Source organism: Porphyromonas pasteri, from assembly GCF_014647755.1.
GTDB classification, from domain to species: domain Bacteria; phylum Bacteroidota; class Bacteroidia; order Bacteroidales; family Porphyromonadaceae; genus Porphyromonas; species Porphyromonas pasteri.
The window spans coordinates 42,598-56,087 of record NZ_BMPU01000004.1 but is presented as its reverse complement, the minus strand read 5'-3'; the positions used below and the strand labels follow the sequence as shown (position 1 = coordinate 56,087).

The following is a 13,490-nucleotide window of genomic DNA, read 5'->3' as shown; positions in this document are numbered from 1 at the left end:
ACCCATGTCATAAAGTGTCCACTCAATAGACCCCTATGTTACTTCACAAAGAAGGGCGCGGCCCGCTCATTGGCTTTGCTATCACTCTTATCGGGCTGAATGCCTTCATTGCTCTCTTTGCGGGAGGGACGTTTAGCTACATCTTCCTGGCTATCTCGATCCTCTTCTATCTGGCTGTCATTAACTTCTTCCGCTACGAGCCTCGCAAGCACAGCGATGGCCCGCAGGAGATCGTGTGCCCTGCTGACGGTCGTGTCGTCGTCGTCGAGGAGACGGAGGAGACGGAGCTGCTTGGCTGCCGCTGCCTGCAGGTATCCGTCTTCATGAGCGTCTTTGATATGCACGTCAACTGGATCCCTTGTAATGGGATCGTCGAGCATGTCTCGCACACCGATGGTCGCTTCCTCTCGGCTCACCTGCCTAAGAGCAGCACGGACAACGAGCGCTCAGCTGTCATCATCCGCACGGAGGGTGGCGATCGCATCCTCGTCCGTCAGGTTGCTGGGGCTATCGCACGCCGTATCGTCACCTATCCTGAGGTCGGTCAGCGCGTAGATATCAACCAGAACCTCGGCTTCATTAAGTTCGGCTCCCGCGTCGACCTCTACCTCCCCCTCGGCACGAAGGTGCACGTCAAGGTCGGGCAGAAGGTCCAGGGGAATATCACCGACATCGCTACGCTGCCTCGCTAAGCAGTACAGCACCCCTCCTTATACATATATATAATAGTAGGAATGAATATCAAGAAGCATATACCTAATATGCTGACCGCGGGGAACCTCCTCTCGGGTGTGATGGCTATCGTCTTCACGCTCTATGCAGGTCGCCCCGATATCGCCATGTGGCTCATCGTCCTCTCGGCTGTCTTTGACTTCTTCGATGGGATGGTAGCGCGCCTGCTGGGTGTGTCCTCTCCGATCGGGAAGGATCTCGACTCGCTGGCCGACGTCGTGAGCTTTGGCTTGGCTCCCGCTACCCTTGTCTTCCGTGGACTGGAGGGCTTGGATGCAGGGAATTATCTGAACTATGGCGTCTTCATCGTCGTGGCATTTGCTGCACTGCGCCTGGCGAAGTTCAACAACGACACGCGCCAGTCGACCTCGTTCCTCGGACTTCCCGTCCCCTCGAACGCGCTCTTCTGGATCGGTGCTGCGGCTGCCATTCCTTCCTTCGGGCTGTCCATCGGTGCTTCGGCTACGCTCATCACTTATCTGGTGCTGACGCTCGTGCTGTCTCTGCTGATGGTCAGCGAGCTGCCGATGTTCTCCTTCAAGCTCTCGAAGGAGCCCCTGAGCCACAAGTGGCCTCAGCTGGTGCTCATCGTGGTGGCTATCGGGTCGGTCGTGTGGCTGGGCTGGTTCGGCTGCAGTGTGACGATCATCGCCTACCTCCTGCTGTCACTCCTCCCTCAGCAGAAGGGCGAGAAGGCCTAAGCGGAGTGCTTTGGCACGCTCTTTGACTGAGGAGCTTTGTCACATAGTATGTATTAGATAAATCAGAATTCGATATGAGCCTCCTGATAATAATCCTCATCGGTGTCCTCCTCTACCTCTACTGGCCTACGATCCAAGCTTGGCTGGCCGTGAAGCTCCTCCAGCGCCTGCAGCGTCGTATGACCGAGGCGGCCGGTGGTGAGGCTTACCGCAATCGTGGCTACGGTGCCCCAGGGGCATCCTCCGAGCGCCGTGAAGGCACGGCAGAGAGCTCGGACAGCCGCCAGAAGCAGGAGCTCGATGATATCGAGGCTCGCAAGTTCACCCGCCCCTCAAGTGACGAGTACGTTGACTTCGAGGAGCTTCCACGGGACTAAGTAGCGCTCTGCGCGTACTCCATACACCGTATTTACATACGCTATCCGAAGCAGTGGGATAGGGGAAGTGAGCTTCCCTTATCCCACTTCCTTCTGAGAAGGCCCTTTGTATTTGAGTATTCGTCGGAGTGTTTGTATCTTTGTTCCTCAAAGACTGAAATATAAACACTATTCATCCATAGGTAAAAACAAACAATGGCAGTATTAGAGAAGATCCGAAGTCATTCGGTACTGCTGGTCGTGGTCATCGGGATCGCCCTGGCGGGCTTTGTCATCGGTGACCTCTTCACCAGTGGGCGCACCTTCTGGAGCAAGAATGAGCGTACGGCTCTCTCCATCGATGGCAAAGATGTCTCGATCGAAGAGTATAGCATGCGCCTCAAGGAGCTCGAAGACCAGGCTCAGGCCCAGGGCCAGCAGCTCTCCGATGAGCAACGCATGCAGCTGAATAACCAACTGGCCCAAGAGTATATCTCGGAGTATGCCCTCAATGAGGTGACCTCAAAGGTCGGCCTCGGCGTATCTGACGACGAACTCTATGCCCTCCTCGTGGGTAAGGGGATCGCTCCCTCGCCATTGGCTGCACAGTTCTTCGGCTCGGCAGATGAGAAGCAGATCAACGAGATCATTAAGCAGCTTTCTGATAAGCAGATCCAGGCAGCTCCTGCTGAGCAGCGTGGCCAGCTCCTGCAGGCTAAGAGCCAGTTCGAGCAGCTCCAGAAGCAGATCAAGTCTCAGCGTCTCCAGCAGAAGCTCTCTACGCTGCTCGCTCGTACCTATAAGATCAACGATGTAGACCGTGAGCTCTCTGTCGGTAAGGAAAGCCGTAGCATCGCTCTCGTGCGCACCTCTGCTGCTCAGATCGCAGACGAGGCTGCTAAGCCCAGCGATAGCGAGGTGAAGAAGTACTACGACGAGCACAAGGACTTCTACAAGATGCAGTACCCTCTCACCGAGGTGAGCTACATCAGCCTGCAGGTCACTCCTTCGCAGGAAGACTATAAGAACGCTGCTGCTGAGAAGGAGAAGGCTGTCGCTGAGCTTCGCAATGCAAATGCCGCTAACGTCGAGTCTGTACTCCGTGGCTTCGCTACCTCTAGCAAGTTCTTCTCCAAGAGCTACCTCACCGGTGCTGAGCTCGATGCGCTGGGCCTCGGTGCTGAGCAGATCGCCTTCATCAAGGGTGCTGAGGCTGGTGCTGTCAGCGATCCTCAGCTCGTCAGCGACCGCTACGATATCATCAAGCTCGTCGGTAAGAAGATGGTCCCTGCAGGCGTCTCTGTCCGTATGATCGTCCTCAACGACAGCGTCAAGGGTCAGGCAGACAGCCTGCTCGCACAGCTTCAGTCGGGTGCCAGCTTTGCTGAGCTCGCTAAGAAGCACAGCATCGACCCCTCTACGTCGGCTACGGGTGGCCTCATCCAGATGCCTAACCGCTACGGCTCGGTCGATAGTACCTTCACCGAATCACAGCTGGTACAGCTCTCTCAGGGCTCAGCTCTCAACCTCGATACGCTCTACAAGGTGCCCTTCGGTACGGTCGTTCGCCTCGGCCAGGCTCCTCTCTCCGTCCTCGTACGTGCTGAGAACCCCCAGCCTGCAGTAGATGCTTATCAGATAGCATTCCTCTCGGTACCCGCTACGTTCTCTCCTGAGACCTACAACGCAAAGTACGCTGCTATGAACCGCATCCTCGGTGGTGGCGGTGGCTTCGATGCTATGGCTAAGAAGGCTGAGAAGGAAGGCTTCAGCGTAGCTCGCAACATCCCTGTGACGACGCAGACGGCTGCTCTCGGGCAGATCCCCAGCTCGCGTCAGGTCATCAGCTGGGCTATCGGTGCTAAGGACGGCGAAGTCAGCCAGAAGCTCTACACCTGCGGTACGGACTACCTCGTCATCCCTGCAGTCGTCAAGCACACTCCTGCTGGCGTAGCTCCTCTCTCCGCTGTCAAGGAAGAGATCGTAGCTTACCTCACCAGCAAGAAGAAGGCCGAGACTCTCGCTAAGAACCTCGAAGGCAAGAACCTCGCTTCTCTCGATGCTTACGCTACGGAGCTCCAGACGAAGGTCGATACCCTCGTCGATGTCAACTACCTCGTCCGTGGTAGCGAGCCTGCTACCTTCAACGGCGTAGCTATGACGACCCCTATGGGTAAGATCTCTAAGCCCTTCGCTGCAAGCAACGCCGAAGTCATGGTCCTTCAGCCTGTCGCTGCTACGCCTAACGATCCCGCAGCTGTCGCTGCACAGGTCAAGCAGCAGGAGCTCGGTCTGGCTCGTCAGTACAGCTACCGTGTCTTCACGGACTTCATCCAGAAGATGAAGATTCAGGACAACCGCGCTCGCTTCTATTAGTAGCCGGCTCCCCATCTATCGGGGCATCGGGACAACCCTTTGCCACTGATATCAGTTATTAAATAGGCTGCCCGCATGAAGACACTCTGCGGGCAGCCTTATTCATTCATCCCTCGATTTATCCGCATACGATGCCAGAAGGCAAAGAAATACTCCTTGGTCGCACCCTCGATGAGCTTACCGAGCTGGTCACCTCCCTGGGCATGCCCCGCTTCACGGGCAAGCAGATAGCCCAGTGGCTTTATGACAAGCGCGTCACCTCCATCGATGAGATGACGAACCTCTCCAAAGCCAATCGCACGCTCCTCGCTGAGCGCTATACCGTCGGTCGTACGGCTCCCGTGATGAGCCAGCTGTCGAAGGACGGCACGCGCAAGTATCTCTTCGCCGTCTCCACGGGGGGGCTTGTCGAAGCAGTCTTTATCCCCGATAAGGACCGCGCTACGCTCTGCATCTCTTCGCAGGTGGGCTGTAAGATGGACTGCCTCTTCTGTATGACGGGTAAGCAGGGCTTCAAGGGGAACTTATCCTCGGGTGAGATCATCAACCAAGTCCTCTCCGTCGAGGAATCCGCCTCGCTGACTAACGTCGTCTATATGGGTATGGGCGAGCCGCTCGATAATGCGACGAACGTACTGAAGAGCATCTCCGTCCTGACCTCTGCGTGGGGCTTGGGCTGGTCGCCTAAGCGCGTCACGCTCTCTACGGTAGGTGTACGCCGTGGTCTCGAGCGCTTCCTCAGCGAGACGACCTGCCATCTGGCAGTCAGCCTGCACAATCCCTTCCACGAGGGGCGTCTGGAGCTGATGCCTGCCGAGGGAGGGCTACCGCTGGAGGACACGCTGCAGATGATCCGCGAAGCCGACTTCACGGGGCAGCGCCGCGTCTCCTTCGAGTACATCGTCTTCGATGGGGTGAATGATAGCGATGAGCACGCTGCGGAGCTTGCTCGCCTCCTGCGTGGGATCCCTTGCCGTATCAACCTCATCCCCTTCCACCAAATCCCTGATGTGCCCCTGCGTCCGCTCTCGCGAGATAAGATGGAGCACTTCAAGCACCAGCTTGAGTCGCGCGGCTACACCACGACGATCCGCACCTCCCGCGGTGAAGATATCTCCGCTGCCTGCGGTATGCTCTCGACCAAGGAGCAGATGGCTCGTGGCGGCTCTGCACCACGCTAATCCCTCCCGACTGTGATCCTCCAGCGTCTGCACCTCCTGCACTTCAAGAGCATCGCCTCGGCCTCCTGCACCTTCTCCCCCAAGGTCAATTGCTTCATTGGCCTCAATGGGATGGGGAAGACCAATCTGCTGGATGCACTGCACTATCTCTCCTTCACCAAGAGCCACCTCTCGATCACCGACAGCCTCGCCGTGCAATACGGGCAGGAGGCTGCCGTGCTTGATGCCGTCTACCGAAGCGACTTCGGCGACGAGCGTCAGCTGCTCTTGCAGATCCGCCCCAGGCATCGCAAGGTGCTCAAGCGCAACAAGAAGGAGTACCCTAAGCTCAGCGATCATATCGGTGCCTTCCCGCTGGTCATCGTCTCGCCACAAGACTACCAGCTCATCCTCGGGGGGAGCGACGAGCGTCGCCGCTTCGTCGACAAGCAGCTCTCCCAGCAGGATAGCGTCTACATGGCGGCACTCGCACAGTACCACCGCATCCTCGAGCAGCGCAATGTGCTCCTGAAGAGCCAGCGTGCCGATGATGCCGTCCTCGAAGTCCTCGATCTACAGCTCGAGCAGGTCAGCCCGCTCCTCTACGAGCGTCGTGCGGCCTTCGTGCGTGACTTCATTCCCCTCTTCCAGCAGTACTATACCGCTATCAGTGGCGGGCAGGATCGTGTGAGCCTCGTCTATACGTCGTCGCTCGCTGAGTACGAGGGGCATTGCCTCGAGCTCCTGCGTGAGGCCCGTCAGCGTGACCGCCTTATGGGCTACACAACTATGGGGCTGCACAAGGACGACCTGCAGATGCTCCTCGGCGAAGAGCTCATCCGTAAGGTCGGGAGTGAGGGGCAGAATAAGACCTTCCTCATCGCGCTGAAGTTCGCCCAGTACGCACTGCTCTCTGCGACCAACCCCGAGCGCCCGCTTCTCCTCTTGGATGATATCTTCGACAAGCTCGATGCTGAGCGTGTGGAGCGCATCATCCGTCTGGTCGGAGGGAGTGACTTCGGGCAGATCTTCATCACGGATACGAACCGCAAGCACCTCGACGAGATCGTCACAAGCTGGGGCGAAGACTATCGCCTCTTCGAAGTATCCTCGGGCGAAGTGCGCTCTATCGACTCCACCTATGAAGCAGAGTAAGACCGTGCTCCTCGGCGAAGCCATCGCCTCGCTGTGGGACGACGACCCCGATATGTATGAGCAGCTCTTAGTGCATCGTCTACGCGACTACCTGCCTGAGCTCTTAGGGCCGATGTACCGCTGGCTTCAGGAGGTACGCTTCGACGAAGGGGTACTCCGCCTGCAGGTCTCCTCGCCTGCGGTACGGCAGGAACTGGGCTTCCAGCAAGCCGAGATCCAGCGCAAGATCAACGCCCACCTCGGTGCCGAGCTCGTGCGCTTCATTCAGATTTACTAAGGGGCGAGGCGATCACTTCCTCCCTAAGCTCTTCGGCTGATCTACTGCGGTAGGTCAGCCTTTGTTATGTGCTCTCGTCTGTGACCTCACGGGAGGGGGGATGCGAACCAGTACTGGTCGACGAAGTGACCAGTACTGGTGGCTATTATTGACCAGTACTACTTCGCGTCGTGACCAGTACTGGTCACTTCGTCGACCAGTACTGGTTCGTTTTTCACCCTCAGCGAGAAATTTTTTTTGAGCGTGGCAGGATGTTTCTGTGTGGTGGGGTAAGTCGCTGTGTATGATGGTGTAGTGCTTTCTCTTCGCTCGGTTGGATAGCCCTCCATTGAGGGGTGCCGTGCGGGTGTTTTTGAGGGGCGTGATTTGGAGTTTTCAAAAACTGCTTTACCTTTGCACCAATCGGAAGGACGTCCGTAGTGGATAATTCACCTTCCTCCCTTCACTCAAAAGAAAAGAAGACTAATAGCTATATGCAACAAGTCCAGTCTATGATGATTATGCGAATGTATGCTGACACGATGATGTGGCTCAGCACGATGACGCATATCCATAGGCGAAGCAGCTTGTTGTATACTTGTTAGTATATAGCATACCTATACAAAGAGTTTGTAAGAAGCGCTTCTCCTGGATTTCCTCGAGAAGCGCTTCTTCGTTGTATATATTCACCTCCAAATTCACCAATTCGCTAATGAGAAAGAGTTTACTAAGCCTGTTGCTCCTGGTTCTCTCCGTAGGACTTACCTGGGCGCAGAAGCAGGTAGCCGTGACTGGGATAGTCGTTGCGGCTGAGAACAATGAACCGATCGAAGGTGCTTCGGTCATCTGCGTTGAGCACCCCCGCAGCGGGGCCCTCACCGACGCGAAGGGAAAGTTCACCCTTCGTCTGCCCGAGGGAGCGAAGACCCTGCGTATCTCCTATATTGGTTATGGCGCCGAGACGGTCGCCGTCGTAGCAGGTAAGGAGCTTCGCGTCCAGCTCAAGAGCACGGAGAAGACGCTTGACCCACTGGTCGTATCGGCCTACGGTGTCCAGCGCAAGTCCTCCCTCACGGGCGCTACCTCCAGCATCAAGGCCGCAGACCTGGCAAATGCCAAGGTAGAGTCCATCGATAAGGCCCTCTCGGGTAAGGTCTCGGGTATCCGCGTCGCTTCACAGACAGGTAACCCTGGGTCAGCTGGGACGGTCCAGATCCGTGGGGTAGGGAGTATCAACGGGACTACCGAGCCTCTCTACGTCGTCGACGGGGTGCCTGTCACGACGGGGAACTATGGTATCGGCGGCTATTCGTCCAATATCCTGGCTTCCATCAACCCTGAGGATATCGAGTCGGTCTCAGTGCTCAAGGATGCTGCTTCCGCTTCGCTCTATGGCTCACGTGCAGCTAATGGGGTCGTGCTGATCACGACCAAGCGCGGTAAGCAGGGCAAGACGAGCTTCAACTTCAAGGCGAATACCGGCTTCTCGCGTATCGCTACCAATTCCTTCGAGCTGATGAACGCTAACGAAGCCTTCGACTACCAGCGCGAAGCCCTCATCAACTACGAGCTGTACCGAGCTGATGCCCTCCTGCCCACTGGGTCGCAGTACGCTCAGCGCGCCGCGCTCCGTCAGCAGCTTGAGGCGAAGTACACCGATGCAGCTGTCACGGACGAAGATCTTCTGGTGAAGAGCCGCACGACGGCTACCGACTGGCGCAAGGTACTCCTCGGGAAAACGGGCCGTCTGAGCGATGTCAGCCTCTCCGCTTCGGGTGGTAATGATGCTCTCCGCTACTTCGCTTCGCTGGGCTACAATGATGTGACGGGTGTCACGCCCTTCGGTAGCTTCAAGCGCTACTCAGGTCTTCTGAACCTCGATAACAAGGCTACTAAGTGGCTTGATCTCTCTTTCAAGGGACAGGTATCCTACACTTCACAGGAGGGTAGTGGTGACAACTCCGGTCAGAGCAGCAGTGTCTCGCTCTCGCAGCCTACGATCCTGACCCTCCTCTCGGCTCCCGACCAACCTGTATATAATGCGGACGGTAGCTACAATCAGAATGTCGCACCTATGAAGGGTACGGACAATCCCCTCCAGATCCTTGACCCCACCTACATCACGAATCAGCTGGGTACGCTCCGCGGTATCGGTGGTGTCAATGCTCAGGTGACCTTCACCGATTACCTCAACTTCAAGACGACGAACTCGATCGAGTACACGCTCCTCAAGAGCTTCGAGTATGTAAGCCCCAATACGCAGGACGGCCGTCGTATCGGTGGTCAGGGTGTTCGCTTCTCCAATGAGCTTGTCGTCAAGACGACCTCTAATGTCCTGAACTTCAACCGCGACTTCACCAAGCATCACGTCGATGCTCTTGCCGGTATCGAGGCTCAGAGCTTCGACCAGCTCCGCTACGGCTTCTCGGTCAATAAGTACTCTACGGATAAGCTCCGTGAGCTCGGCAACGGGCAGGTCGTCGATAGCGAAAGCAATCGCTACGGGAGCTTCCTCCTCTCTTACCTCGGTCGTGTCAACTACAGCTATGACAACCGCTACTACCTCGGTCTGAGCCTGCGTGATGATATCTCCTCGAAGCTCGGTAAGAACAAGCGCTCGGGTGTCTTCTACAGCGTATCGGGTGCCTGGAGATTTGGCCGTGAAGCCTTCCTCAAGGACAATAACTTCCTGACCGATGCTAAGCTCCGCGCTTCCTATGGTACGAATGGTAACCTCCCCGACGCCGAGTACAGCTGGAGAGGGCTCTATGACTTCGGTGGTAACTACGGCTCTGAATCTGCTATCTACCTCAATCAGCTCGCTAACCTCGACCTCGGCTGGGAGAAGAGCCGCAGCCTCAATGTCGGGCTTGACCTGACCTTCGCACGCCGCTTCGCTCTGAGCGTGGAGTACTTCAATAAGTACACGACCGACCTCCTGATGTCCGTGCCTGTCTCGTACAACCACGGGGTAGCGAACTATCAGGCCAACCGAGGTGAGCTCTCTAACCGCGGTATCGAAGTCGAGCTTCACGCATCGAACATCCTTAACTCCAACGCCTTCCGCTGGGATGCTGACCTCTCGCTGACGAAGATCCGCTCTCGTGTCGAGGCGCTCCCCAATGGCGACATCATCACGGGTGCTGGTAACTACCTCTACCGCCCAGGTGTAGACATCTATACGTTCTACCTCCGCAAGTTCCACGACGTGGAGAAGGAGACGGGTCTGGCTCGCTTCGTCGTCGACCCCACGAAGGACGCCACGGCTGACAACCTCACCTACTACTCTTCGGAGGCTGCCTTCACGCCCTCTGAGTCGGCCTATCCTAAGGTCTATGGTGGTCTGACGAATACCTTCAGCTATGGTGGCTTCACGCTGAGCACACTCCTGACGTACCAGTTCGGTGGGCACTTCCTCGACCACTTCGATGCCTTCGCTATCTCGGACGGTGCTCGTACGATCTCGGTGAACTCCAGTCGTGAGCTCGTAGGGAACTACTGGACGCCTACCAACACGACGGCCTCCAACCCCCTGCCTATCCTGAACAATCCGCTCTCGAGTGCACGTCTGGCGTCCACGCGCTTCCTGCAGTCTTCAGACTTCGTCCGCCTCAAGGAAGTAGCGCTGAGCTACCGCCTCCCCAGCTCGCTCACCAAGGCACTCCACGTCAATTCGGCGAGCGTATCTCTGACGGCGAACAACCTCTTCTATCTCTACGCAGCTACCAAGAATAAGGAGCTCGAGACGCCTCTCAATGGTTTCCGTACGGCCGATATCCCTGCTCTGCGCACGGTGAGCTTCGGTGTGAATGTTGGTTTCTAACGCTTATCCCAGTATCCAGATGAAAAGATTCCCATTATATATCCTGCTGGCCTCCTCTGTCCTCTTCACCTCCTGTGAGAAGGAACTGAATCAGCTCCCCTCGGGCTCTCTGCCCTCTGAGCAATCTATCTCCTCGCTGAGTGGCCTGACCAGTGCCGTGCGTGGCGTCTATTCGCGCCTCAATACCCGCTATGGCTACAGCGGCGAGACCGCTATCTTCGCCGATGGACGTGGTGGCGACGTGAAGATCGTCGTAGGGAGCTACAATCACTCGACGGCTATCCACCAGTTCCTCACCGACAAGTCTTCGGGCTTCTCGGCTGGGGCTTACCAAGCCTTCGCCACGACCTCCAGCCGTGTCAATGACATCCTGCAGTATGTAGGCTCGGTGGAGAAGACGCTCAGCTCATCCGAGAAGACGCAGTTCAATGATCAGGTAGCACAGCTCTACGCACTGAGAGGCCTGGCACACCTGGAGCTGGCACGTCTCTTTAGCCATATCCCCACCACGGGCGTGAACCTGGATGCGGCCTATTCGGGTATTCCCTTGAACACCGCCGTACATCCCGTTGGCTACCGCTTCCAGCGTTCTACGCTCCGTGAGACCTATGCGCAGGTCATCGCCGACCTGACGAAGTCCCTCGAAGGGCTGAGCAAGGATAAGGCCCTCAACTCGGGCTACATCAACTACTGGGCTGCTGCAGGCCTCTTGGCTCGTACCTACCTCTATCTCGGTGACTGGCAGAACGCCTACAAGTACGCCAGCGAAGTCATCTCCTCCAGCCCCTACACGCTCTACAGCGTAGCAGACTATCCCTCGGTCTGGGGCAAGCAGGGGACGTCGGAGTCCCTCTTCGAGGTGCTCACCACGGAGAAGTCCAACGCAGGTCTCAATAGCCTCGGGGGCTATACCAACCCTGGGGTGTACCCTGAGTTCGGTGCTGCTGACGACTTCGTCACGTGGGTACAGACGACCCGCTCCAATGACGTCCGCGCACAGCTCATCAGCGAGCGCTCTAAGGCAGGTGGCGTAGCGAAGGCCTACTACACCACGAAGTACGTGGGGCAGGATGGCGCTTCGAACGCTACGGCGATGAATAACTTCAAGGTCATTCGCCTCTCTGAGCTCTACCTCATCGCTTCGGAAGCCCTCCTGCGTGGGGCTACGGCGAGCGACGGGAAGACGGCAGTAGACTACTACAATACGCTGCGACGCAACCGCTTCTCCAGCTATACGCCTGCTACCACGGTGACGCTGCAGGATATCCTCGATGAGCGCCGTATCGAGTTCTTCTGCGAAGGACACCGCGCCTTTGACCTCCTGCGCAATAAGATCAATCTCACCAGCCAGTACGTCTCGGGTGGTACGGTCAACTACCTCGACTGGCGCACCATCGTCGAGCTCCCCGAGCGCGAGAAGAATATCAATCCGGACCTCGTAGTCCGTGCCGCACAGTAGGCTTACACGCTCTACTTGTTAGTGAAAAAGGTGACACGCCCCCAGCAGCCTCGGCCGCTGGGGGCGTGTTGTATCTATACCCTTGGGGAGGGGAGGGATACAAACCTATATTGGTCGACGGGCTGACCTATATAGGTCACCGATGCGACCAATATAGGTCGGAGTGCGAAGATATATAGGTCAGCCCGCCGACCAATATAGGTTCACTCACCGCCTTCATAGTGATTACCACTTCGCTCTCCGTAGATGGCGTATTCATAGGGACTTGTGCTGGAGGAATGACTGGGTAGTACGGAGGGGCGAATGAAGGGGCTATGGGGACGAATATCCCGAGGTGTATGAGTGAAGCACGGAAAGGTATTGTTATTCGAAGTCTTTTTCGCTAACTTTGAGGTGAGGGTTACGAAGGACTCCCTTAGTGCTCTTACCATAACTCATGTCACACTCCCCCCTCGGGGAACTAAAAGCTATTCAACTATGGACATCCGAATTCAAGCCATCCACTTCGATGCCACAGAGCAGCTCAAGGCCTTTATCCAGAAGAAACTCGAGAAGCTGACCCGCTTCGCCGACGATATACAGGCCGCCGAAGTCGTCCTAAAGGTTGTCAAGCCCGAAGTATCCAATAACAAGGAAGCCTCCATCAAGCTCAAGGTCAATGGTGCAGACTTCTTTGTCGACAAGACAGGCAACAGCTTCGAGGAATCTGTCGATCTCTGTATCGACGTCCTGAAGCGTAAGCTCGAGAAGCACAAGGAGGCCTAAGCCCCCAGCCCTCGCCTTGAGGGCACACACGACTAACTCTTGCCCCCACTGAGTCCCCCCTCAGCTGGGGGCAACTCATATATATAAGGTAGCGATCGCCCCCAACTGCCTCCCCCGAGAAGTGCCATTTGCTGTCCTACAGGAGCAGTAGGGTAGGAGGCGTGAGAATAGAGTGATTTTCGCGCCCCTTGTGATAGGGCAAGTCGTTCGTGTATAGGTGCTTGAGTGTAAATGCTGTCAAAGTGTTAGGACTGCAGTGCACGAAGCGGTATCACGTAATGCTTTAATGTGTATATTTGCTACTACAAACGGCGACAAAGCATATGGACGAAAGACGCATCGCACGTATTCGTGAGATGGAGACCGCACTCAACAAATGGGTCGACCTCGGCAACAAGGGAGAAGAACTCCTTGAGGAGATGACTACTCATCTCCCCAGCCTTGAGCGTCTCGTCGCCTACTACAGCTCCCCTGACTGGATGCGTGACCACGATGCCAGCAATGAGGGACTCCTCCCACCAGATCTTCCCCACGGCGTCCTCAGCGAAGATGCCGTCTTCGACCTCCTCACCCAGCTCTATGGCTTGTGCGGGATCGTGAAAGACATAGAGCAGCGCCTCGGAAAGATACCTTAGAGAAAAGTTAGGGTAGCCGTACCACCCCAGCCCTGGAGCGGCGCACTACCCCCGACTATATAGTACACAAAC

11 protein-coding genes are annotated in these 13,490 nt (G+C 56.6%); all 11 read left to right on the top strand.

Going from position 1 to position 13,490, the window contains the following annotated elements; all coding sequences use genetic code 11:
- Positions 1-35: 35 nt before the first annotated feature.
- The 11 genes from IEX77_RS06540 to IEX77_RS06490 all read left to right on the top strand — a co-directional run bounded on the left by IEX77_RS06540 (position 36) and on the right by IEX77_RS06490 (position 13,418).
- Positions 36-692 (top strand): phosphatidylserine decarboxylase family protein, encoded by a 657-nt coding sequence (locus tag IEX77_RS06540; RefSeq protein ID WP_188808228.1) that lies wholly within the window; start codon positions 36-38, stop codon positions 690-692.
- A 42-nt stretch (positions 693-734) separates the two neighbouring features.
- A complete protein-coding gene (gene pssA, locus IEX77_RS06535) occupies positions 735-1,433 on the top strand; it encodes a CDP-diacylglycerol--serine O-phosphatidyltransferase (protein ID WP_188808227.1) in 699 nt (232 codons plus the stop codon).
- A gap of 74 nt (positions 1,434-1,507) precedes the next feature.
- A complete protein-coding gene (locus IEX77_RS06530) occupies positions 1,508-1,810 on the top strand; it encodes a DUF4834 family protein (protein ID WP_009433705.1) in 303 nt (100 codons plus the stop codon).
- A 195-nt stretch (positions 1,811-2,005) separates the two neighbouring features.
- Entirely contained in the window at positions 2,006-4,165 is a 2,160-nt protein-coding gene (locus tag IEX77_RS06525) for a peptidylprolyl isomerase (RefSeq protein ID WP_188808226.1), read from the top strand.
- A 131-nt stretch (positions 4,166-4,296) separates the two neighbouring features.
- The gene (gene rlmN, locus IEX77_RS06520; protein WP_188808225.1) at positions 4,297-5,346 is read left to right on the top strand and encodes a dual-specificity RNA methyltransferase RlmN; all 1,050 of its coding nucleotides are present in this window, start codon (positions 4,297-4,299) and stop codon (positions 5,344-5,346) included.
- A 12-nt stretch (positions 5,347-5,358) separates the two neighbouring features.
- Positions 5,359-6,480 carry a DNA replication/repair protein RecF gene (recF, locus tag IEX77_RS06515; RefSeq protein ID WP_188808224.1) on the top strand — a complete coding sequence of 374 codons (1,122 nt, stop codon included), beginning with the start codon at positions 5,359-5,361 and terminating at the stop codon, positions 6,478-6,480.
- Positions 6,467-6,757, top strand: a complete 291-nt coding sequence (locus IEX77_RS06510) for a DciA family protein (protein ID WP_188808223.1) — start codon at positions 6,467-6,469, stop codon at positions 6,755-6,757. Before recF ends, IEX77_RS06510 begins: the two co-directional genes overlap by 14 nt.
- 691 nt (positions 6,758-7,448) lie before the next feature.
- Positions 7,449-10,559, top strand: coding sequence for a SusC/RagA family TonB-linked outer membrane protein (locus IEX77_RS06505; RefSeq protein ID WP_229770824.1), 3,111 nt, complete (start codon positions 7,449-7,451; stop codon positions 10,557-10,559).
- Between the two features lie 19 nt (positions 10,560-10,578).
- Positions 10,579-12,018 carry a RagB/SusD family nutrient uptake outer membrane protein gene (locus IEX77_RS06500; RefSeq protein WP_229770823.1) on the top strand — a complete coding sequence of 480 codons (1,440 nt, stop codon included), beginning with the start codon at positions 10,579-10,581 and terminating at the stop codon, positions 12,016-12,018.
- 477 nt (positions 12,019-12,495) lie between these two features.
- Positions 12,496-12,783 carry a ribosome hibernation-promoting factor, HPF/YfiA family gene (hpf, locus tag IEX77_RS06495; protein ID WP_009433670.1) on the top strand — a complete coding sequence of 96 codons (288 nt, stop codon included), beginning with the start codon at positions 12,496-12,498 and terminating at the stop codon, positions 12,781-12,783.
- Positions 12,784-13,106: 323 nt separating this feature from the next.
- Entirely contained in the window at positions 13,107-13,418 is a 312-nt protein-coding gene (locus IEX77_RS06490; protein WP_188808222.1) for a DUF4298 domain-containing protein, read from the top strand.
- Positions 13,419-13,490 lie beyond the last annotated feature (72 nt).